The organism is Oricola sp. (assembly GCF_965230365.1).
In the GTDB taxonomy this organism is placed as follows: domain Bacteria; phylum Pseudomonadota; class Alphaproteobacteria; order Rhizobiales; family Rhizobiaceae; genus Oricola.
The window spans coordinates 3854360-3875723 of sequence record NZ_OZ246003.1; the positions used below are offsets into that span (position 1 = coordinate 3854360).

Sequence of the window (21364 nt, forward strand, 5' to 3'; positions counted from 1 at the left end):
GCGACTGCCCAACCATCTGCGAGTGCAGTCGAATTATCAGTTTCTTCACCAATCCCGCAAGTCAGTGGCGCGGATTCCCGATTCGTAAATGACCGGCGCGCCATAGTGCCGTGCAACGGTGATCCGGGACAGGATGTCATGCGTCACGAGTTAGGCAACGCAACAGGTGAAAACGCCGGCGTTGCAGCAAAGATCCGGTTTTCCTGCTGGCTGGCGGTATCGTTGGTCGCGGCGCTGGCCTGCGCGTCGCTGTGGATCATGGACCGTCAGATCGGCCATCGCCTATCAGACACCAACCTGGTCGATCTCGCAGGCGAGCAGAAGATGCTGTCGCAGCGCATCGCGTTGCTCACCCAGAGCGCTGCAACTGCCGACCGCACCTTCATCCATGCTGCGGCCATCAACGAGTTGCGCGAACGCATCGCCACCTTCCGCGCCAATCACGCAACGCTCGCCTCGACCGCTGCGACCGGCAGCATGTTGGACGAGCCGACCCGGATCGCGCTCGACGAACTCGTTTACCGGCCGCCCTATGATGTCGATTTCTTTGCCCGCAAGCTTGCCGATGACGCAACGAAGTTCATCACCGCCTCTGCCGATCCACTCCGCCGCGACGAGGCCGTTCCTGTCACCAAGGCTACCGCGACCGCGACGCTTTCCGGCTACGCGCTGATCTCCGATCTGCTCGCCGAGAGCGCCAACCGGTCGAGCCAGGCTCTGCATGTGGTCTATCGCCTGCTGTTCTGCGCTACCCTGCTCATCCTGGCGGGAACTGTCGTTTTTATTTTCAAGCCGATGATCCGCTCCGTCCGGGATCATACGCGCGAACTTACCCGGGCGCGCAACGATATGGCCTATCTGGCGGCGCATGACCGGCTGACCGGCCTGCGAAACCGGATGTTCCTGGCCGACCATTTCGAGCACATGATCGAGAACGCGCGGCGGCGGCGCGAGAATGTCGGCGTGCTCCATATCGACCTCGACAACTTCAAGAACATCAACGACACCTATGGCCACATGGCCGGCGATCACGTGCTGAAGGTAATCGGTGCGCGGATCAAGGAGACGGTGCGCGCTGCCGATCTCGCCGCGCGGCTGGGCGGGGACGAGTTTGTCGTACTGCTGAACGCGCCCGGAACGGCACATGACATTGCCGCGGTTGCGAACCGGATTATTGACAGTATCAGCCGGCCGATCGAGTTCGACAACGTGGTTTTCCGCTGCGGCGCGAGCGTCGGAATCTCGATGTTCCCGGAGGATGCGCAGAAACCGAAAGACCTGCTGATCGACGCCGATTTGGCGCTCTACCAGGCTAAGGATCAGGGCCGGAACTGCGTACGCTTCTTCTCATCCGAACTGCGCAAAGCGCATGAGGTGCGCCGGTCGCTGGAGGCCGATCTTCGCCAGAGCCTCCTCCGCAACGAAATTTCGGTCAACTACCAGCCTCAGGTGTCGTTGCGGACCGGAAAGGTCACCGGCATCGAAGCGCTGGCGCGCTGGAACCGAAAAGGCCAGGAGCTTGTGCCGCCCGACCTCTTCATTCCGATCGCCGAAAAGGCCGGGCTGCTGGAATCCATCGGTCGAAAAGTCATATCCACGGCCATCGAGCAGGCTGCGACATGGCAACGGGCCGGTATCGATTTCGGCCGGCTGTCGATCAACCTTGCATGGTCGGAACTCGTCCGGGACGACTTCGTGTCCTTCCTGCTGGCCGAGACGAAGGCCAACGGTCTGGCGAACTCGAAGCTTGCGATCGAGATCGTAGAAGGAACGATCCTGCATGAGGAGAATGCAGAGGTCGCCGCCAAGCTCCGGCAGCTGCGTGCGGCAGGCGTATTCGTCGAACTCGATGATTTTGGCACCGGATACGCTTCGCTGACCCGGGTCAGCTCCAGCGAAATCGATCGCCTCAAGATCGACGATCGGTTCATTCGCAATATCGACAGCGACGAAAACAACCGAAAGATCGTGCGGGCGCTGGTCGACCTGGCGCATGGTCTCGATATCTCTGTTGTCGCCGAAGGCGCGGAAACCGAGGCCGAGATCGACACGCTGCGGGTGATCGGGTGCGGCGAGGTGCAGGGCTACGGCATCGCTTATCCGATGGATGCAAGGCAGCTGGCAAAGTGGCTCATGCTGCAGTGCTCGGGCGAAAAGCCGTCAAACTTCGTGAAACTCGTCCGACAAGCGTAACGAAAGCCCGAAAGGCGCCAAAAACCGGCGGATAGCGGTCAAGCGCGTGTTCACGCCGTCGGCAGCCGGCTATATTCGTCTGTCATGTCACGAATCCACCGACTCGACGATACCGTCGTCAACCAGATCGCCGCCGGCGAGGTGATCGAGCGGCCGGCGAACGCGATAAAGGAACTGGTTGAGAACGCGCTCGATGCCGGAGCAACCCGCATCGAAGTGTTGACGGGCGGCGGCGGCAAGACATTCATGCGCGTCAGCGACGACGGCAGCGGCATGACAGCCGAGGAACTGGCGCTTGCCGTCTCGCGCCACTGCACGTCGAAGATCGACACCGACCTTTCGGCGATCGCCACGCTCGGGTTCCGCGGCGAGGCGTTGCCTTCCATCGGATCGGTGTCGCGGCTGGTCATCCGCTCGCGCATGGACGAGCGCGACAGCGGCTTCGAGATCGCCGTCGACGCCGGAACCGTCGCCGGACCGCGCCCCGTGGCCGCCAACCGGGGCACACTGGTCGAGGTGACCGGCCTGTTCCGCAATGTGCCGGCGCGCCTGAAGTTTCTCAAATCCGACCGGGCCGAAGCCAATGCGATCACCGAAACGCTGAAGCGGATCGCGCTGGCCCGACCGGACGTCGCATTCACGCTGTCAGGCAGCGATCGCTCCACACTGGAATTGCCGGCGACAGGCAGCGACGGCGACGCCCTGATTGCGCGGATCGCACAGGTGATGGGCCGCGATTTTCGCGACAACGCGGTCGAGATCGCGGCGGAGAAGGAACATGTGCGCCTGGCCGGTTATGCCAGCCTGCCAGCCTACAACCGGGCCTCGGCGTCACAGCAGTTCTTTTACGTGAACGGCCGCCCGGTGCGCGACAAGCAACTGACCGGCGCACTGCGCGGCGCCTATTCCGACATGCTGGCGCGCGACCGCCATGCGTTGTGCGTGCTGTTCATCGACATCGACCCGGCGCAGGTCGACGTCAATGTGCATCCGGCCAAGGCGGAGGTGCGGTTCCGCGATCCAGGCCTGGTGCGTGCGCTGATCGTCTCGGCGGTCCGTCGCGCCATGGCCGGCCAGGGCATTCGCGCTTCCACCGAGGCGGCGACACAGATGGCGCAGTCGTTTCGGCCGAGATCCGCGCCACCGCCCTATCATGGACGCGGCATCAATGGCGGCATGCACGGCGCAGACCAGCCACTCGCTGCGCCTCCCGGCTTCGCGGAGCCGGCACAACACGCGTTTGAAGCGGCAATCCAGCCATCGGCCGACTACCGGGACTTCGCCGTGCCGGAACAGGCTGGTCCCGCGCCTGCCCGCGATGAGCATCCACTCGGCGCGGCACGCGCGCAAATCCACGAGAACTACATCATCGCGCAAACACCGCAGAGCCTGGTAATCGTCGATCAGCACGCTGCCCATGAACGCCTTGTCTTCGAAGCCCTGAAGTCGGCGCTCGCCGAACAGCAGATCGCCTCGCAGATGCTGCTGGTGCCGGACATTGTCGATATGCCTGCCGAGGATGTCGACCGGTTGACGGGGGCAGCCGAAACGTTGGCGCGCTTCGGGCTGGAGATCGAACGCTTCGGCCCGGGAGCCGTTGCGGTCCGGGCGACACCGGCGATGTTGGGCGAAGTCGATGCGACGGGTCTGCTTCGCGATCTCGCGGACGATCTGGCCGAGGGAAACGGCGCCATGAGGATCAGGGACAACATCGAACGCGTCGCCTCGTCGATGGCCTGTCACGGCTCGGTCCGGTCCGGCCGGCGGCTCAAGCCGGACGAGATGAACGCGTTGCTGCGCCAGATGGAGCAAACGCCCGGATCCGGCACGTGCAATCATGGGCGGCCGACCTATATCGAGTTGCAACTGAGCGACATCGAACGCCTGTTCGGTCGCCGTTGAGTGTCGAGTTTGAATTTCGCGGAATTGACATCGGCGGCAGTCGCGCGGCATGAAGAACCGACACCCGTGATCTCCGAGACGTGGCGATGAACATTTTCGAAAAACCCGGCGCGCAAGAAGCCAGGATCCGGTATCTCGACGCCGACTATCAGGTGCTGTCACCGGGCAGCTTCGTGCGTTGCGCGGTCACCGGCCGGGCGATCCCGCTCGACGAACTGAAATACTGGAATGTTGCGCGCCAGGAAGCCTATGTCGACATCGAGGCTTCCTTGAAACGCGAACTGGAATTCATGACGCGCTGAAGCGCGGCACTACCTCTTAACGCCCACCGAAAATCCTGCGTTCCTCGAAACGGGCAACGACACGCTCAATTATGACCGCCATGTCTGTGGGCGATTCGAAACGCAGGTCGACGCCGACGGGACGGGTAGATCGCTGCAGTTCCGCAAGCGGTCCTTCGGAACGGTCGAGCCGCACGAAATCCTTTTCTGTGGTCACCAGCTGAAGACCGGCGGCGGTGGCTGCTTCGAGGAGTGCGCTTGCATCGTCTTCGGTGAACTCGTGGTGATCGGCAAAGCCGCGGGTCTCAGGGATCTCGCGCCCCAGCGCGCGCAAACCGTCGAAAAATTTCTCGGGATCGCCGATACCGGCGTAAGCCAATAGCGGCCGGCCAAGGACCGTCTCGGGTTCGCGCGAAACCAGTTCGGCGAGGTAGACCGGCTTGGCGGCGCGGGCTGCGGCGCGAACGACCGGATCGGCGGCATCGCCGTTCCCGACCCGCAGGACCGCATCGGCGTGACGCATCTGCAGAACCATCGGCGCGCGCAACGGCCCGGCTGGAATGACCGCGCCATTGCCAATCCCGCGCCGGCTGTCGACGGCAATCAGCGCATAATCGTAGTGAACGCCACGGCTCTGGAAACCGTCGTCCATGATTATGAAGTCGATACCGGCGGCAACCAGCTCCGTCGCACCTTGCGCCCTGTTGCGCGCCACCATGGTCGGCGCGGCGCGCGCCAGAAGGAGCGGTTCGTCGCCGACCGTGCGGGCGCTGTCGTGCTCCGGATCGACCGAGTGGGTCGTCGCCAGGCTCCCGCCATAGCCGCGCGTCAGAAAACCGGGTTTGTAGCCGGCTTGTCGCGCGGTCTCGGCGAACGCGATTGCCGTCGGTGTTTTCCCGGAACCGCCAACTGTGAGATTGCCGATGCACAGGACTGGCGCGTCGACCGTGGGCGGCCGGTGATGGTCCATTCGGAAACCGGCGACGGCGCCGTAAATCAGCGACGCCGGCGCAAGCACATAGGTTTGCCAGCCCGGCGCTTCGTACCAGAATGGCGGCGCCTCATGACCAGCCACGCCCGTTTCCTCCGGCGTGGAAAGCGGCGGACGAATCTTCGTCCGCGGGATCCGCATGCAACGCGCTTTTGACACGCAAGGGATAAATGAAGGGATCGAGCGCCTGCCAGGTCGAGTCGAGCGCACCTTCCATTTCCGCAATCACCCGCCCGCCGGCGCGCGCCATTGCTTCACAGGCGTTGGGCTGCGAGATCAGATGGTGCACCGCCTTGGCGAGAATCGCCTCGTCGGTGACAATGCGGACACCGCGAACCTCGGCGAGGCTTTCATAGACGCCGGCGAAATTGCTGACATTCGGCCCCGACAGGATGGCGACGCCAAGCTTGGCAGGCTCAAGCGGGTTCTGTCCCCCCTCCCCGGTCAGCGATTTGCCGACAAACGCAATGGTGGTCAGCCGCAGGTATAGCCCCATCTCGCCGATTGTATCGCCAATCAGTACATCCGTATCCGGGTCTATGGGCTGGCCCGCGCTGCGGCACTGCACCTTCAATCCACGTTCGGTCAACGTCTTTCTGATCCCGGGCACACGGTCCGGATGCCGCGGAACGATGATTGTGAGCAACTCCGGCCACAAACGGCGCAACGCCTTGTGCACTTTGGCGGCCGCAATCTCCTCTCCATCATGCGTCGAAATCGCCGCCCAGCGGGGGCGATCGCCAATTGAAGCGGCAAATATCTGCATCGCCTGGCCGTCAACGGGCGGCAGATCGACATCTGCCTTGAGGTTGCCGGTGACCGTGACCGGCCGCGCACCAAGGGCCAAGAACCGTTCCGCATCCTGTTCGGACTGGGCCGCGACCTGAGCGAGGTTCTCGAACAGCGATTCGGCCAGCGCAATGCGCTTCTCCCACCTGCGGAACGAACGATCCGACATGCGCCCGTTGATCAGGACTTGCGGGATCCGGCGGGCGCCGAGCTCCAGTATCGTCATCGGCCAAATCTCGGACTCGGCGAAGATCGCCAGGTCAGGCTTCCAATGGTTCAGGAAACCGCCGACTGCCGGCTTGATGTCGAGCGGCACGTATTGGTGCAGCATGTCGGAGCCGAGCCGTTCGCGCGCGAAACTGGCCGATGTCACGGTCCCGGTCGTCAGGATCACGCGGATACCGAGGTCGCGCATGCGGCTGATCAGCGGCATCACCGCCCCCGTCTCGCCGACGCTGGCGGCATGGATCCACACCAGCGAGCCGGCCGGTCGGGGTATCAGGCTGCGTCCGTAGCGCTCACGTCGGCGACTGTGCTCCTCCTTGCCGCGCGATGCGCGCACCGCGAGATAGGTTCCGATGAACGGATAGAGCGCGGAGCCGATCCAGCGATATGTCTGCAACGCGGTGCGCGCCCACAACTCACTCATCGGGGCGTCTCCACGTGGGATTCGGCTTCTTTCGTGACGCGGTTCAGCACCGCCTCAAGCCGGGCGCGCTGTTCTTCCATCGTGTCTTCATCTGCATCGGCTGGAACCTCGATCAGATCTCCGATACAAAAGGCGGCGTGACCGAAGGGCAAGTTCAGCGCCGCTTTATCCCACGCGTTTTCAAACACGAACCGGCGCGACGACGCATAGGCCACAGGGACGATTGGCGCGCCCGACATTCTGGCCAGATTGATGATACCCATGCCCGCCTCTCGTGCGGTCCCGTGCGGTATGTCGGCGATCATCGATACCGATCGCCCGGCCCGAAGATGATTGCGCATCGCTATCAAACCGCTGACTGCGCCCTTCCTGTGAGCGGCCCTGCGTACGCGGCCACCCGAAGCCCGCACTGTGTCGAATCCCAGCATCTCAACCACGCGAGCGTTCAGTTCGGCATCGTTGCTGCGGGAGACCATCAGCACCGAGGGATGACCGGCACGCTGGAAAAAGGGAACCATGAAATGTTGGCCGTGCCAGCAGGTGACGATAAAGGGCGTGCGGGTCGCGGCGATCTCGTCTGCGTAAGCGCTGTCGAAATGAACCAGCCGATTGGTCCGGTAGACGAGCCGCAAGTAGGTAACCAGAAAAGCCGACACGAGATAGATCGCGACCGGCGAACGCCGAAGGTACACCCGCACACGTCGCCACACACGCTGAAGCATGCGCGGTCGGCGTTTTCTTACGTTTGCTATTGTCGTTTCCCCATCCATGCTGTTCGCCGTATGCCGGCGTATACCACCAGTCGCGAAGCTCCGCCGCTATTTCGGCCATCTTGCCGAACTGCCGGCGGGCTCTGCTCTAGTGGTCCTCCTCCGGATCGAGCAGCCGATGGAGATGGACAACGAAGTAGCGCATATGCGCATTGTCGACCGTTTGCTGCGCCTTTGCCTTCCATGCGGCCTGTGCGGCTTTGAAATTCGGGTAGATGCCGACGATGTCGAGATCGCTCAAATCACGGAACCGCACCCCATCGAGTGTTTCCAATTCCCCGCCGAAGACCAAGTGCAGGAGCTGGTCGTTTTGCTGACTGTCAGGCATGTCACACAACCCCAATAAAACACGCGGTTTTTATGCGCAGACGCTTAACCGAATGTATCTTCGCTCACAACACCTAACATGCGCTCAAGAAGACAATCACGGCCGGCAAGGAGCGCCGGTTTGGCGACGTTACGTCCGTTGAGCGAAACCTCGCCGCCATCCAGAGTGCACAAGCGCCCGCCGGCCTCCTCGAGAATCAGGCCGGCAGCCGCAATATCCCAGTCGTGCGACTTGGGCTTGACGATAGTCGCATCGATCCGCCCCTCGGCGACGAGCGCCAACCGATAGGCCAGAGACGGGACGTGACGATGGTGTTGCAGACTGTCCCCAAGACGCTGGTTGAGGGCATCAATCACCGGCTTTGCCGCGGCGACCAACAGCGCCGGCCCGCTTGTTTGTACTTTGATCGGCGTATCGTCCTTGGTCGCACCGCCGCCGCGAACCGCTGCGTAGGTCGTTGCGAGCGCCGGGCAGACCAGCACACCCGCCACGGCACGCCCGGTTTCGACGACGGCGATCGATACGCACCATTGATCGGCGCCGTCGATAAAGGCGCGAGTGCCGTCAATCGGATCGACGATGAAAGTACGTCGGGCCGAGTGACGCGCTGCGCCAGCGGCGTCGGCGCTTTCCTCGGAGAGCCAGCCATATTCGGGGCGGGCTTTCGTCAGCATGCGGCGCAGATATTCATCGATTTCGAGATCGGCCGCACTGACTGGCGAACGGCCGTTCTTCAAGCGAACATCGAGCGCATTCGCGCCTGAAAAGTACTGCATCGCGATCCGGCCACCCTCGGCGGCCGCGGAACCTATCAGTTCCAGCTCACGAATGTCTTCGGCGGCAGCCCGCCGCTTGCCCGTTGTCCGATCCGTCACCGACTATTGTCCCGCAAGGGTCATCCCCTCGATCGCAAGCGTCGGTGCCGCTGTGGCGTAATCCTCGTCGAGATCGTTTGCCGGAACAATTCGCATGAACATGTCGCGCAGGTTGGAGGCCAGCGTCACTTCGGATACCGGAAAAGCGATCTCGCCGTTCTCGATCCAGAAGCCGGATGCGCCGCGGCTGTATTCACCTGTCACCATGTTGACGCCGTGACCGAACACTTCGGTCACGTAGAATCCGGTGCCGACCGATTTGATCATTTCCTCTGGCGACTGCGCGCCGGCCTTGAGCGCCAGATTGGTCGACGATGCGGAAACCGATGTCCCGCTTCGAACGCCTCTGCCGTTCGTTTCGAGCCCCAGTTCGCTGGCAATCGACGTCGAAAGGAACCAGTGGTTGAGAACGCCCTCGCCAACCATGGTCAGCGTGTCGCCCGCCACACCCTCGCCATCGAAAGGCCGCGACCCATGGCCGCGTGGCTTGCCCGGCATGTCGATGACCGTGACAGCCGCATTGGCGACCTGTTCGCCCATCCGGTCTTTCAGAAAACTCGTCTTGCGCGCCACGGCTGCGCCATTGATCGCACCGGCGAGATGACCGAGCATGCCGCGCGCCACGCGCGGATCGTATATCGCGGTCACTGTCTGTGTCTCGACCTTGCGGGGATTTAGCCGCCGCACCACACGCTCGCCGGCTTCCTTGCCGATATCTGCGGGTGCGCGCAGATCGGCGAAGTAGAGCTTCGACGAGTAATCGTAATCCCGTTCCATGCCGGTCCCTTCGCCTCCGATGACGCTGACCGAACGCGAGAAGCCGGACCGGCGGTATGCCCCCGAAAAGCCGTGCGACGTCACCAGCACCATGCCGGTCGAACCACTCGACGCGCTGGCGCCCGACGAGTTGGTCACACCATCGACCGCGCGTGCTGCGTCTTCCGTGGCGAGCGCGTCGTCGGTCAAGCGCTCGGATGCAACCTCGGTGTCATCGAAAAGGCCGAGATCAGGGAAAGATCCGGCCAGTCGGTCTTGCGGCGCAAGCCTGTTATGGCGATCTTCAGGCGAGACCTTGGCCATGGCGACAGCCCGCTCCGCGAGCGCTGCGGCATCGCCGGTGACATTCGCCGATATGCTCGCGACACGCTCTCCGACAAAAACCCGGAGCGAGAAGTTGTCGCTTTCCGAGGCATCGGTGCCTTCCACCTTGCCCAGCCTGACGGAGACGCTTTTCGAACGCGAACGCGAGACCACGGCGTCGGCGGCATCGGCACCGGCGCTTCTTGCAGCCTCGACCAGGGATGCGGCGCGATCGATCAGGCTCTGGGTATGGTCTTCCATGCTGGCTCCGGTCTTCTTGTGGATTTGCTGTCGGCGCAAAAACGCCTACAAAAGCTTCGAAAATCAATCCGGCTGACATGTATTGCCCGGTACTCGCCGCATCAAGGCGGCTATAGACGAAATGTACGCCGGATCGGCTCCGGCACTGGAGAACGGCAATGGCGGGTGGGGCATCACCTGGTTTCTTTACCGAAGCGGTCGTGCTTCTCGGCGGCGCGGTCATCGCAGCGCCACTGTTCAAGCGAATCGGGCTCGGAACCGTGCTTGGCTATCTCGCCGCCGGCGTGGTTATCGGCCCGCTGGCGCGCGTGGTCACGGAAGGCGAGGAAATCCTGACTTTCGCCGAACTTGGCGTCGTCTTCCTCCTCTTCATCATCGGCCTGGAACTCAAACCCGCAAGACTATGGACATTGCGGAAGGACATCTTCGGCCTCGGTTTGGTGCAGGTAATGCTGACCGGCGTCGTTCTCACCCTGCTGGCGATGTTTGCCGCCGGGTTTCAATTCAATGCCGCTGCGGCGATCGGTTTCGGCTTGGCGCTGTCGTCAACGGCATTTGCGCTGCAAATCCTCGGCGAACGTGGCGAAATCAACCGCACCCATGGCCGTAAGTCATTCGCGATCCTGCTATTCCAGGATATCGCCATCGTGCCGCTTCTCGCCTTGCTGCCGTTCCTGGCGCCGGCAGCTCTCGACAGCGGCAGCAACGATGTCGTCGCATTCCTGATCGCGCTGACGGCGGTCGGTGTCCTGATCTTCTCCGGCCGATACCTACTCAATCCGCTGTTCCAGGTGATCGGCAACACTGGCGCGCGCGAGGCGATGATCGCCGCCGCTCTTCTGGTCGTTCTCGGTTCGGCGCTGCTCATGCAGATCGCCGGCCTGTCAATGGCGATGGGCGCCTTTATCGCCGGTGTGCTGCTTGCCGAGTCGTCCTACCGTCACGAGCTCGAAGCCGATATCGAGCCGTTTCGCGGACTGCTCCTCGGTCTGTTTTTCATGGCGATCGGCATGTCGCTGGACCTTTCCGTGATCCGCGACAACTGGCTGACCATCCTGATGGCAGTTCCGATCCTGATGGCAGTCAAGGGCGCGATCATCTATGCGCTGTGCCGATGGTTCGGTTCCGATCACGATGTCAGCGTACGCACCGCGCTGGTGCTGCCGCAAGGCGGCGAATTCGGCTTCGTCTTGTTCTCCGCCGCGACCGCAATCGGCATTCTGAGCACCGAAACAGCGTCGCAGCTGATCTCTGTCGTGACGATTTCCATGGCCCTGACACCGCTTTGCGTCGCTGCCGGGGAGCGTTTCCTGCACGAAACCACCCACGAGGAGATGGACGAAGACTTCGCCGGCGGCGGCGGTGGCGCCGATGTGCTGATGATCGGCTTCTCCCGCTTCGGCCAGATCGCCTCGCAGATTCTGCTCGCCGGCGGATCGGATGTCACAATTATCGATCATTCTGCGGACCGGGTGCGTTCGGCGCAAAAGTTCGGATTTCGGATCTACTTCGGCGACGGCGCCCGCAAGGATGTTCTTGAGGCTGCGGGCATCAAACGGGCCAAGATCGTCGCGGTAACGACGCAGAAGAAGGAAACGACGGACAAGATCGTGGAGATGATACAGTCGGAGTTTCCCGATGTGATCCTATATGTGCGCTCCTATGACCGCACCCATACGCTGGAGCTGAGATCAAAAGGCGTCGACTACGAGATGCGCGAGACATTCAAATCCGGCCTGGAATTCGGCCGCCGCACCCTGGAAGCGCTCGGCGCCAGCGAAGAACTCGCCAGCGCGATCGCCGAAGACGTGGAGAAACGGGATGCGGAGCGACTGAAGATCCAGCAGTCGGAAGGCATCTATGCAGGCGGCCACATGCTGCACACCAAGCCGGTAATGCCGGAACCCTTGATCAAGCCGGTCCGCGAATTGAAAATCATTAATACCGAGGACAGCGGTGACGACAGTCTGCCGGTGTTAGATGAAGACGGGAATCCGCCGGCATTCGACAAGGGGGCGACATGAGCGTCACGCCGTTTCACCTCGCCTTCCCGGTCCACGACCTGGCAACGGCAAGGCGGTTCTATCTCGAGACGCTTGGCTGCGAGGCCGGACGTGCGGCGGATACGTGGTTCGATTTCAGCCTGTTCGGCCATCAGATGTCCGCTCATCTGCGCGAAGGCGGGGCACATGGCGGCGGTTCCGGCGCGGTCGATGGCACGGACGTGCCGATCCCTCACTTCGGCGTGGTGCTGACGATGGAACAATGGAAATCCTTCGCCGAGCGCCTGGAAGCAACTCCCGGTATCGACTGGATCTGCAAGCCGATGGTCCGCTTCGCCGGTGAGCCGGGCGAGCAGGCTACCCTGTTCGTCCGCGATCCGTCCGGCAATGCGCTGGAGTTCAAGGGCTTTGCCTCCTTCGACACGATTTTCGCGGCCTGACCCGATGGCTTCGCGGACGCAAGGCAACGAAAGTGCGAAGTTCACGACCGGGTCGACGATGCGCCATGTCGTGGTGATGACGATGACCGGGTCCATCGGACTGGTCGCAATCTTCGCCGTCGATGCGCTGAACTTGTTCTACATCTCACTGCTCGGCCAGGACGAATTGGCAGCGGCGATCGGCTATGCAGGTACGCTGATGTTTTTCGCCGTCGCCGTGGCGATCGGCATGACAATCGCGACTGGCGCTCTGGTGGCGCGGGCGCTCGGCGCCGGCAACCGCGACCTCGCCGCAATGCGTGGCGGAACAGCGCTGATCTTCACCGCCGCAGTGATGGCCGTGATCGCGGTCCTGGCGTGGATATTCGCGCCGCAACTGACCGCGCTGCTTGGCGCCAAGGGCGAGACGCTCGATCTCGCGGTCCATTTTCTGCGCATCGTGATCCCCTCGATTCCGATCATCGCGGTCGGAATGTGCGCGTCAGGCATCCTGCGCGGCGTCGGCGACGCGCGACGCGCCATGTATGTGACGCTGGCAGGCGGTGTGGTCTCGGCGGCTCTGGACCCGCTGCTGATCTTCGGCTTCGACCTCGGACTGACCGGCGCGGCGATCGCCACGGTGATCTCGCGATGCGTATTGTGCGTCATCGGGCTGCATGGGGCGGCGATCGTGCATGACCTCGTCAAGATGCCCAATCTGACCGAGTTCCGCGAAACACTGCGGCCGTTCATGCAGATCGGCAGCCCGGCGGTATTGACACAGCTGGCGACACCGGTCGGCAATGCCTATGTCACGGCGCAAATCGCCGAGTTCGGCGACGGCGCGGTTGCCGGTTGGGCGATCGTCGGGCGGCTGATCCCGGTCGCCTTTGGCGTTATTTTCGCGCTATCGGGCGCTGTAGGCCCAATACTCGCGCAAAACTACGGCGCCGAGCTCTATCATCGCCTGTCACAAACGATGCGCGATGCGCTGCTGTTCACGCTTGCTTATGTCGCAGTCGTCTGGGCGTTGCTGGCGTTCTTCGCAAGCAACATCGCGGACTTGTTCCAGGCCACCGGCGAAGCGCGTGAACTGATCGTGTTCTTCTGTGTGATTGCGAGCGCCAGCTTCTTGTTCAACGGCGCGTTGTTCGTGGCCAATGCGGCATTCAACAATCTTGGTTATGCGCTTTACTCGACCGTATTCAACTGGGGCCGCTCGACGCTCGGCGTGATCCCCTTCGTCTGGTTTGGCGCCGTATATTACGGCGCCATCGGCGTCATTGGCGGCTGGGCGCTCGGTGCGGTCTTGTTCGGGATCATATCGGTGATCGTGTGCTTCCGCGTGATCGCCCAAATCGAGAAGCGCGACGGGCACGACCTGGACGAGATTCCCGGTCCACCGCCTGCCGCGCAATCGCCATTCACAACGGGCAAGGCATCGACGCTCGGCTGAATGGAATCCACCCGCTCAGGCGTCGGCCTTTGCCTTTGCCTCGATGGCGCGTTCGAGCTTGCGCTTGAACTCGTCGCGGATCGGCGCCGTCTCCTTGATGATCTGATTCGCCTTCAGAAAGTCCATGACGCGGAAGGTTGAAACGGGCGGCTGCACGAAGACATCCGGCGGTTGCATCTTCAGTTTCATCTTGAGGATAGACCGCATCATCAGCTGCGAGGTGCCATACAGGCTGTCGACCGTCTTGGGGATGCGGCGCGGATCGCCACGGGGCGTGCCGATAACATCGATCCCTATCACAATATCGGCCTTGCCGATGACGTGGTCGTAGGGAACGGGATTGAAAATCCCGCCATCGATAAAGATGCGGCCATCGCGCCGGACCGGCCTGAAAAGGGCGGGAATCGCGGCCGAGGCGGCAATCGCCGACCACAGGTCGCCATCGGTAAAAACCGTTTCGTGGTGTCCGTAGAAATCCGTCGCGATCACCGACAGGGGGATGCGCAGTTCGCCGAAGTCATGCGGAAACCGCTCCGGCATGAAATTGCGGACGATCCTCTCGATGTCGAACTGGCCGATCCTGAAACCGCGATCTGCGATCTCGACGATGCTTGCCGGCCGACGACGCCACAGGCGGGCGACCACGTCGGCGCGGTTTCCGAGAATGCCGAGCGTGTACTCGCGGATCTCGCGACCGGTCATGCCACTGGCCATCGCCGCGCCCATCATTGCCCCGATCGAGGAGCCGCTGATCGCGACAGGCCGGATACCGAGTTCGTCCAGCGCCTCAATGACGTGGATGTGCGACAGGCCCCTTGCGCCCCCGCCGCCAAAGGCGACCGCGATCGACGGACCGTTTTGCCCGCCAGTGTTCTGTTTGCGAAGTACTGTCGTCTCAGCCATCTGCTTCACCGGTGACGAAGTATATACGGGTCTCGCCGAATTCGCGCGCGTCGGCAAGCATAAACCCTTCCGGTGGCGTGAATTCGGCTGTCGCGCTTTCTTCGACGACCAGCAATGCGCCGGGCCGCAACCACCCGCCAGCGTGCAGCGAACGCAATGCGGGTTCGGCGAGCCCTTTGCCATAAGGCGGATCGGCGAACACCACATCGAATTGCTGCATCGTTCCGATATCGCCCATGCGCGTGGCGTCGCGGCGGAACAGCTTCGTGCGTCCCTGCAGGCCCAACGTCTCCACGTTGCGGCGAACTAGCCCACGGCCTTCGACGGACTGCTCGATGAAAAGTGCGCTGGCAGCGCCGCGCGACAGCGCCTCGATACCAATGGCACCGGTGCCCGCAAACAGGTCCAGTACGCGCGCACCATCCAGCTTGTGCGGCCATGCATGGGCGATGATGTTAAACAAGCTCTCGCGCGCCCGGTCGGTTGTCGGTCGGATCGACATGCTGCCGGGTTTGGGACCGGCGAGCGTACGTCCCCTGAATGCGCCGCCAACCACACGCATCGGTCAGTCCCTGCGCGGGCGGGCGCCCGGCTTGCCACGCCTTGCCGGACCTTGCCGGCCCGGACCCTGCTTGCCGTGTGCCGGTTTGCCTTGTCCCTGCCTGCCTTGTCCCGGCTTACCTTGTCCCGGTTTGCCGTGTCTTGGCTTGTCGTGTCTTGGCTTGCCCTGCCCCGATATGTCGGCCCGGCCCCTGTCGGCACCCGGCTTCCGGCCCGCAGGCTGACCGGACGCGCCGCGGCTTTCCCGTACCTGTCGATCCTGCGATCCAGTATCCGTTGTGTCCGAACGGCTCTTGGCACCGGGTCCGCTGCGCGGGCGCGCACCCGGCGCCATCCACACATTGGCAGCGCGGCTATGCCGCTGCTTGTCAGTTTCACCGCCAGGCGCCGATTTCGGTTTCGCACGGTTGCGCGGATTGCGCGTATCCAGTCGCGAAAGCGCCTCATCGCGGCTAGCGGTCTTGCCGGAGTAGCGTTTGGGTGGCCCCTCATGCGATGACGTCACCCAGTCGCCACGCTTGGTGACCTGCGCACGCGGAGGCTCGGTATCACCAGCCCTGACCGGTCGATTGGAGAACGGCTTGCGCACCGGTGCATCGAAATTCGATCCCGCTTCTTCGATCAGCTTCGCGCCAAGCTGGTCGCGCAATGTGCGCCCCCGCACCTCCAGCACCGATCCTTCCGGCAACTCGCCGAGTTGGAACGGACCGTAGGATACCCGGATCAGGCGATTGACTTCCAGATCGAGTGCTCCGAGGATGTTCTTGACCTCACGGTTCTTGCCCTCGCGCAATCCAACGTTCAGCCATACATTGCTGCCTTGCTTGCGCTCGATCTCCGCCTCGACCGCGCCGTAGAACACACCATCAACCGCGATGCCGTTCTTCAGCTCATCCAGTCGCGCCTGCTCGATGCGCCCATGCGCACGCACCCGGTATCGGCGCAGCCAACCGGTTTGCGGCAGTTCGAGGACACGTGCCAGCCCGCCATCATTGGTCAGCAGCAGCAAACCCTCTGTGTTGATGTCGAGCCGCCCCACCGACAGCACGCGCGGCAGATCGCCGGGCAATCGCTCGAAGACGGTCGGCCGGCCCTGCGGATCGCGGTTTGTGGTCACCAGCCCGGCGGGCTTGTGATAGAGCCACAGCCGCGTCCGTTCGACTTCCGGGATCGGCTCTCCGTCGATCAGGATGGTCTCGGCGCCTGTCACATTGAAAGCAGGCGTGTCGAGAACCTTGCCGTCGACCGTCACCCGGCCGGCTTCGATCATGCGTTCGACATCGCGCCGCGAAGCGACACCGGCGCGCGCCAGCAGCTTGGAAATCCGCTCCGGCATCGCATCCGCGTCGGCACCGGCCGGCGCGGCGGCCGGCTTTTCCTCGCGGAGCGTTCTGGCCGCCGGGTCCTTCCCGCGAACCCGGTCTTGCGGACGATCCTTGAAGCCGCGTGATTTCTCGTGCGGCTTGCCTTGCTTGCCGCCGCCACCGCCTGCCGGACGGTCCTTGTAGCCGCGCGATCGTACCGCGCCTCCGCGAACCTCGGCGGGTTTTCCTGCGGGCTTGTCGCGCCCCCTGCGGGGCTTGTCTTCCTTGGCCATTTGCTGTTTGCCTCTTTATCGGCTCGTTATCAGGCGGGTTGTCCAGTTGCGAGAAAAACTTTTGCCGCCGATCGACAAACACGCCGCCAGGTTTCCCGATTTCATGCGCCTCGCGCTAGAACAGGCAAGGCTTGCCGGCGAACGCGGCGAAGTTCCCGTCGGTGCGGTCATCGTCGCTAACGGCGCGGTCGTGGCCGAAGCCGGCAACCGGACCCGCGAGTTGAACGACCCGACAGCGCATGCCGAGCTTCTGGCCATTCGCCAAGCCTGCAAGAAACGCGCTCAGGAACGGCTGGAAGGCTGCGATCTCTACGTTACGCTGGAGCCCTGCACGATGTGCACGGCGGCGATTTCTTTTGCCCGGATCCGGCGGCTCTATTTCGGCGCCGAAGATCCGAAAGGCGGTGCAGTCGTTTCGGGCGTGCGGTTCTATTCGACCCCGACCTGTCACCATGCGCCGGAGGTCTATGCCGGCATCGGAGAATCCGAAGCCGCCTTGTTGTTAAGAGAATTCTTTCGCTCCAGGCGGGATTAGAGCCAGGGGACGAGCGCCCGCCAACCTGATTTCGGTTCGGCAAGAGCACGCTTGCGCGCACGCTCCTTCGACGATTCAGTCTCACCGAGATCGCCATAATCAGCTGTTGGCGCAGGATCCCGGAACCCGTCCGGCGGATCGGTCAGATAGACACGGCGCTTCGGCGCAGTCTGTTCCACACGTTTTTCGGCGCGGCGCTCCCGGTCGGCGCGCGCGCGGCGCGCGGCTTCGATCGGCGTATCGCCATAGTCGCGCGGACTTGCTCCCAGGTCCTGTCTCTTGCGCAAATCGGGATCCGTCTGCACCGTCGCGGCCAGACCTGGCTGGATATTGCCTTCATCGGCTTCAGCGCGAATGCGCGCGAGGCGTTGTTCGGGCGATTCCGGCCAGTCTGGCGAAGTCGCGGCAACGCTTTCCTGCGGCGCCGGCAGACTGGCCGTGTTCGTCGGCTTAACCAGTTCCGGCCGCGGCGTGTAGTTGATCGGTTCCGGGCGCTTCGGCCGCAGATTGGCGGCATTGCGCAAGTCCGAGAACAGATGCTCGGTCGTCGACTTTTCCGTTCCGTAGGTCGGCCCGAGACAACCCGACAGCAGAAAAGCGGCTGCGGCAATGGCGATCGGCGTGCGAATCGCGACGAGGCCCTGTCTATGCTTCATAACGAGTATTGCCATTCCTGTGCCGGTTGCCCGGCGTGTCCAGTCACTGCGCTGAACGCTAAATCCGGCGAATTCATGTTCAATTACCTAAATTCGCGCCGATGGGCAATGATCGTCGACCGGCGCGAATTCCTTCAGAGCCGCCCGAGGCTCTGCAACTCGTGCAGCACGGCCGCATCGCGCGCCGAAACATCCGGAAACGCGCTATCGCTGCCGACATCCTCGGTCACGCGCCAAGACCGCGCGCACTTGCGGCCTTTCGCCGCCGCCGGAACCACAGTTACACCTGCAACATCATCAAGCGCGAACGCGCCCGCCGGGCCCTGTTCGGGCGAAACGGCGATGCTCGAAGTGATGCAGATTTCCGACATGTCGAGGCCGTCGATCGCCGCGCGCAGTTCTTCGTCGGCGACATGGACGACCGGTGCCGCCTCCAGCGAAGAGCCGATTCGCTTTTCCTTGCGCTCGATCTCAAGCGCACCGGTGACGACCCGGCGAACCTTGCGCACCTTTTTCCATTTTGCCGCGAGCGCGTCGTCACGCCACGCGTCCGGACAGGTGCGGAATTGCTCGAGATGAACCGAAACGGCATCCGGATAACGCGACAGCCAAGCCTCCTCCATGGTGAAGGGAAGCATCGGCGCGAGCCATGTGACCAGCCGCTCGAAGATGTGGTCGACGACCTGCAATGCCGCCTTGCGGCGGACGCTCGACGGCCCGTCGCAGTAGAGCGCGTCCTTGCGGATGTCGAAATAGAACGCAGACAGTTCGATGACCATGAAGTCGAGCAGGTTGCGCGCGATGCGCTTGAAGTCGAAGTCGTCGTAATCCTTGTCGACGATCGTCTCCAGTTCCCATAACCGGTGCAGCATCAGCCGCTCCAGTTCAGGCATATCGGCATAGGCAACCGCCTCACCCTCGTCATGGGCGAGCGTGCCCAGCATCCAGCGGATCGTGTTGCGCATCTTGCGATAGGCGTCGATGTTGGTCTGGATGATCGTCTTGCCGAGACGCTGATCCTCCCAATAGTCGGTGTTCATGACCCACAGGCGCAGGATATCGGCGCCGGACTGGTTCATCACGTCCTGTGGGAAGACCTGGTTGCCGAGCGACTTCGACATCTTGCGGCCATCCTCGGCCATGGTGAATCCATGTGTGATCACCGTCTCGTAGGGTGCGCGGCCGCGCGTGCCGCAGCTTTCCAGGAGCGACGAGTGGAACCAGCCGCGGTGCTGGTCGGAGCCTTCCAGATAGACATCGGCCGGCCATTTCACGTCGTCGCGGTCTTCCAGTGTGAAGGTGTGCGTGGAACCGGAATCGAACCAGACATCGAGAATGTCGGTGACCTGCGTCCAGATCGCCGGATCGTGGTCGTTGCCGAGAAAGCGCTCCTTGGCGTCATCGGCAAACCAGGCGTCGGCACCCTCCTCCTCGAAAGCTGCAAGGATGCGGGCGTTGACGGCGTCGTCCTTCAGGACGTTGCCGTCGGCGTCGGCGAAGATGCAGATCGGCACGCCCCAGGCGCGCTGCCGCGACAGGACCCAGTCGGGCCGGTCCTCGATCATCGAACGCAGCCGGGTCTGGCCGGCCTGCGGCACGAAGCGGGTGTCGTCGATGGCTTTGAGCGCGCGGCTGCGCAGGGTCGAGCCGTCGCCGAGATCAAGGTCCATGTGCACGAACCATTGCGGCGTATTGCGGAAGATGACCGGCTTCTTGGAGCGCCATGAATGCGGATAGGTGTGCTTCAACCGGCCGCGCGCGAACAGCCGGTCGGCGGCGATCAACGCCTCGATGACAGCCTTGTTGGCGTCGCCCTTCTTGCCCTTGTCGTCGATGACTCGCGCCGGCCCGCCGTCGCGGTCAGGGCCGAAGCCCGGCGCGTCGTTGGTGAAGTAGCCGGCATCGTCGACGGTGAACGGGATCGCGGTGTCGATGCCGCGCGCCGCCAAATCGCGCCCATTGTCCATCCAGGCGTCAAAGTCCTCGCGGCCGTGCCCGGGCGCGGTGTGGACGAAGCCGGTGCCCGCATCGTCAGTGACGTGCTCGCCGTCGAGCAGCGGCACCAGAAACTGGTAGCCACCGCCAAAACCATGCAGCGGGTGATGGCAGGTGATGGCGGCCAGTTCGTCGGACGACACATCGCGCAGACGCTGGAACTGCAGCTTGGCCTTGGCAAAGCTCTCCGCGGCCAGCGCATCGGCAAAGACCAGCTTCTCGCCCGGCTGCGGACCGAAATCGTTTTCGGCCGCCGTGACTTCGTAGAGGCCGTAAGCGATGCGCGATGAGAAGGAGATCGCCCGGTTGCCGGGGATCGTCCAAGGCGTGGTGGTCCAAATCACAACAAAGGCATCGAGCAGTTCGTCCGAACCGCCGGTGACCGGGAACTTTACCCAGATCGTGTCGGACTCGTAATTCTGGTATTCGACCTCGGCCTCCGCCAGTGCCGTGCGCTCGACAACCGACCACATGACCGGCTTGGAGCCGCGATAGAGCTGGCCGGACATGGCGAATTTCAGCAGTTCGCCCGCGATGCGCGCCTCGGCGTGGAAGTTCATGGTCGTATAGGGCTCGTCGAAATCGCCCTCGATGCCGAGCCGCTGGAACTCCTCGGTCTGCACCTTGATCCAGTGGTCGGCGAAGTCGCGGCACTCCTTGCGGAATTCGTTGACCGGCACCTCATCCTTGTTCTTTCCCTTGGCGCGGTACTGCTCTTCGATCTTCCATTCGATCGGCAGGCCGTGACAGTCCCAGCCGGGCACGTAGTTGGAGTCATAGCCGCGCATCTGGAAGGAGCGCGTGATCACGTCCTTAAGGATCTTGTTCAGCGCATGGCCGATATGGATGTTGCCGTTGGCATAGGGCGGACCGTCATGCAGCACGTAGCGCGGACGGTCCGCAGCGTCCTCGCGCAGCTTCCGGTAAAGGTCGATCTCCTGCCAGCGGGCAACGATTTCCGGCTCCTTCTTGGGAAGGCCGGCGCGCATCGGAAAATCGGTCTGCGGCAGGTTGAGCGTTTTCGAATAGTCGAGCGTGGTTGTTTCGGCGTTGTCGGTCATGGGTCTGCAATCGTTATGGGCTGCGCGGATCGGCTGCAGCGGTCATTAGCGGAAATTGT

General features: G+C 62.9%; 18 protein-coding genes. 7 read left to right on the plus strand and 11 right to left on the minus strand.

All coding sequences use genetic code 11. The features are described 5' to 3' along the window. Nucleotides 1-138: 138 nt before the first annotated feature. From ACO06R_RS18690 to ACO06R_RS18700, 3 genes are all read left to right on the plus strand, one after another. The gene (locus ACO06R_RS18690) at nucleotides 139-2193 is read left to right on the plus strand and encodes a putative bifunctional diguanylate cyclase/phosphodiesterase (protein ID WP_421853689.1); all 2055 of its coding nucleotides are present in this window, start codon (nucleotides 139-141) and stop codon (nucleotides 2191-2193) included. A gap of 84 nt (nucleotides 2194-2277) precedes the next feature. Next, on the plus strand, nucleotides 2278-4095 hold the full coding sequence (gene mutL, locus ACO06R_RS18695; protein ID WP_421853692.1) for a DNA mismatch repair endonuclease MutL: 1818 nt from the start codon (nucleotides 2278-2280) through the stop codon (nucleotides 4093-4095). 86 nt (nucleotides 4096-4181) lie between these two features. After that, on the plus strand, nucleotides 4182-4397 hold the full coding sequence (locus ACO06R_RS18700) for a DUF2093 domain-containing protein (RefSeq protein ID WP_421853695.1): 216 nt from the start codon (nucleotides 4182-4184) through the stop codon (nucleotides 4395-4397). Nucleotides 4398-4413: 16 nt separating this feature from the next. Here the strand turns inward: ACO06R_RS18700 and lpxK are convergent, their stop codons facing one another. The 6 genes from lpxK to ACO06R_RS18730 all read right to left on the minus strand — a co-directional run bounded on the left by lpxK (nucleotide 4414) and on the right by ACO06R_RS18730 (nucleotide 10119). Then, nucleotides 4414-5451: a tetraacyldisaccharide 4'-kinase gene (lpxK, locus tag ACO06R_RS18705; protein ID WP_421853698.1), complete on the minus strand. Its 1038-nt coding sequence runs from the start codon at nucleotides 5449-5451 to the stop codon at nucleotides 4414-4416. Continuing rightward, nucleotides 5438-6805, minus strand: a complete 1368-nt coding sequence (gene waaA, locus ACO06R_RS18710) for a lipid IV(A) 3-deoxy-D-manno-octulosonic acid transferase (protein ID WP_421853701.1) — start codon at nucleotides 6803-6805, stop codon at nucleotides 5438-5440. Before waaA ends, lpxK begins: the two co-directional genes overlap by 14 nt. Next, the gene (locus ACO06R_RS18715; RefSeq protein WP_421853704.1) at nucleotides 6802-7503 is read right to left on the minus strand and encodes a lysophospholipid acyltransferase family protein; all 702 of its coding nucleotides are present in this window, start codon (nucleotides 7501-7503) and stop codon (nucleotides 6802-6804) included. Before ACO06R_RS18715 ends, waaA begins: the two co-directional genes overlap by 4 nt. A 160-nt stretch (nucleotides 7504-7663) precedes the next feature. Then, nucleotides 7664-7903: a DUF4170 domain-containing protein gene (locus tag ACO06R_RS18720; RefSeq protein ID WP_421853707.1), complete on the minus strand. Its 240-nt coding sequence runs from the start codon at nucleotides 7901-7903 to the stop codon at nucleotides 7664-7666. A gap of 44 nt (nucleotides 7904-7947) precedes the next feature. After that, nucleotides 7948-8778: a 3'(2'),5'-bisphosphate nucleotidase CysQ gene (locus ACO06R_RS18725; RefSeq protein WP_421853709.1), complete on the minus strand. Its 831-nt coding sequence runs from the start codon at nucleotides 8776-8778 to the stop codon at nucleotides 7948-7950. Nucleotides 8779-8781: 3 nt separating this feature from the next. After that, nucleotides 8782-10119, minus strand: coding sequence for a TldD/PmbA family protein (locus tag ACO06R_RS18730; protein WP_421853711.1), 1338 nt, complete (start codon nucleotides 10117-10119; stop codon nucleotides 8782-8784). A gap of 158 nt (nucleotides 10120-10277) precedes the next feature. On the opposite strand from ACO06R_RS18730, the gene ACO06R_RS18735 reads away from it, so the two are divergent. The 3 genes from ACO06R_RS18735 to ACO06R_RS18745 are packed head-to-tail and all read left to right on the plus strand — an operon-like array spanning nucleotide 10278 to nucleotide 13997. Then, a complete protein-coding gene (locus ACO06R_RS18735) occupies nucleotides 10278-12143 on the plus strand; it encodes a monovalent cation:proton antiporter-2 (CPA2) family protein (RefSeq protein WP_421853713.1) in 1866 nt (621 codons plus the stop codon). Further along, on the plus strand, nucleotides 12140-12562 hold the full coding sequence (locus ACO06R_RS18740) for a VOC family protein (protein ID WP_421853716.1): 423 nt from the start codon (nucleotides 12140-12142) through the stop codon (nucleotides 12560-12562). The genes ACO06R_RS18735 and ACO06R_RS18740 overlap by 4 nt, the downstream gene beginning before the upstream one ends. 4 nt (nucleotides 12563-12566) lie before the next feature. Beyond that, on the plus strand, nucleotides 12567-13997 hold the full coding sequence (locus ACO06R_RS18745; RefSeq protein ID WP_421853719.1) for an MATE family efflux transporter: 1431 nt from the start codon (nucleotides 12567-12569) through the stop codon (nucleotides 13995-13997). Nucleotides 13998-14012: 15 nt separating this feature from the next. Here the strand turns inward: ACO06R_RS18745 and ACO06R_RS18750 are convergent, their stop codons facing one another. The 3 genes from ACO06R_RS18750 to ACO06R_RS18760 are packed head-to-tail and all read right to left on the minus strand — an operon-like array spanning nucleotide 14013 to nucleotide 17058. Then, complete coding sequence (locus ACO06R_RS18750) at nucleotides 14013-14900, minus strand: patatin-like phospholipase family protein (protein ID WP_421853722.1); 888 nt, start codon at nucleotides 14898-14900, stop codon at nucleotides 14013-14015. Continuing rightward, nucleotides 14893-15462, minus strand: coding sequence for a 16S rRNA (guanine(966)-N(2))-methyltransferase RsmD (rsmD, locus tag ACO06R_RS18755; protein WP_421853725.1), 570 nt, complete (start codon nucleotides 15460-15462; stop codon nucleotides 14893-14895). Before rsmD ends, ACO06R_RS18750 begins: the two co-directional genes overlap by 8 nt. Before the next feature lie 3 nt (nucleotides 15463-15465). After that, the gene (locus ACO06R_RS18760; RefSeq protein WP_421853728.1) at nucleotides 15466-17058 is read right to left on the minus strand and encodes a pseudouridine synthase; all 1593 of its coding nucleotides are present in this window, start codon (nucleotides 17056-17058) and stop codon (nucleotides 15466-15468) included. Between the two features lie 103 nt (nucleotides 17059-17161). Here ACO06R_RS18760 and ACO06R_RS18765 point away from each other — a divergent pair, with 103 nt between their 5' ends. Further along, nucleotides 17162-17593 carry a nucleoside deaminase gene (locus tag ACO06R_RS18765; protein ID WP_421859515.1) on the plus strand — a complete coding sequence of 144 codons (432 nt, stop codon included), beginning with the start codon at nucleotides 17162-17164 and terminating at the stop codon, nucleotides 17591-17593. On the opposite strand, the gene ACO06R_RS18770 is transcribed toward ACO06R_RS18765, so the two are convergent. Both ACO06R_RS18770 and ileS read right to left on the minus strand, forming a co-directional pair. Further along, nucleotides 17590-18249, minus strand: coding sequence for a hypothetical protein (locus tag ACO06R_RS18770; protein ID WP_421853731.1), 660 nt, complete (start codon nucleotides 18247-18249; stop codon nucleotides 17590-17592). The genes ACO06R_RS18765 and ACO06R_RS18770 overlap by 4 nt on opposite strands. A gap of 134 nt (nucleotides 18250-18383) precedes the next feature. Continuing rightward, a complete protein-coding gene (gene ileS, locus ACO06R_RS18775; protein ID WP_421853734.1) occupies nucleotides 18384-21305 on the minus strand; it encodes an isoleucine--tRNA ligase in 2922 nt (973 codons plus the stop codon). Nucleotides 21306-21364 lie beyond the last annotated feature (59 nt).

Coding starts and splice junctions, on each gene's coding strand:
- ACO06R_RS18735 (WP_421853713.1), top strand. CDS start 10,278: ATGGCGGGTGGGGCATCACCTGGTTTCTTTACCGAAGCGGTCGTGCTT.
- ACO06R_RS18740 (WP_421853716.1), top strand. CDS start 12,140: ATGAGCGTCACGCCGTTTCACCTCGCCTTCCCGGTCCACGACCTGGCA.
- ACO06R_RS18765 (WP_421859515.1), top strand. CDS start 17,162: ATGCGCCTCGCGCTAGAACAGGCAAGGCTTGCCGGCGAACGCGGCGAA.
- rsmD (WP_421853725.1), bottom strand. CDS start 15,462: ATGCGTGTGGTTGGCGGCGCATTCAGGGGACGTACGCTCGCCGGTCCC.
- ACO06R_RS18760 (WP_421853728.1), bottom strand. CDS start 17,058: ATGGCCAAGGAAGACAAGCCCCGCAGGGGGCGCGACAAGCCCGCAGGA.
- ACO06R_RS18690 (WP_421853689.1), top strand. CDS start 139: ATGCGTCACGAGTTAGGCAACGCAACAGGTGAAAACGCCGGCGTTGCA.
- ACO06R_RS18720 (WP_421853707.1), bottom strand. CDS start 7,903: ATGCCTGACAGTCAGCAAAACGACCAGCTCCTGCACTTGGTCTTCGGC.
- mutL (WP_421853692.1), top strand. CDS start 2,278: ATGTCACGAATCCACCGACTCGACGATACCGTCGTCAACCAGATCGCC.
- ACO06R_RS18700 (WP_421853695.1), top strand. CDS start 4,182: ATGAACATTTTCGAAAAACCCGGCGCGCAAGAAGCCAGGATCCGGTAT.
- ACO06R_RS18745 (WP_421853719.1), top strand. CDS start 12,567: ATGGCTTCGCGGACGCAAGGCAACGAAAGTGCGAAGTTCACGACCGGG.
- ACO06R_RS18730 (WP_421853711.1), bottom strand. CDS start 10,119: ATGGAAGACCATACCCAGAGCCTGATCGATCGCGCCGCATCCCTGGTC.
- waaA (WP_421853701.1), bottom strand. CDS start 6,805: ATGAGTGAGTTGTGGGCGCGCACCGCGTTGCAGACATATCGCTGGATC.
- ACO06R_RS18770 (WP_421853731.1), bottom strand. CDS start 18,249: ATGAAGCATAGACAGGGCCTCGTCGCGATTCGCACGCCGATCGCCATT.
- ACO06R_RS18750 (WP_421853722.1), bottom strand. CDS start 14,900: ATGGCTGAGACGACAGTACTTCGCAAACAGAACACTGGCGGGCAAAAC.
- ileS (WP_421853734.1), bottom strand. CDS start 21,305: ATGACCGACAACGCCGAAACAACCACGCTCGACTATTCGAAAACGCTC.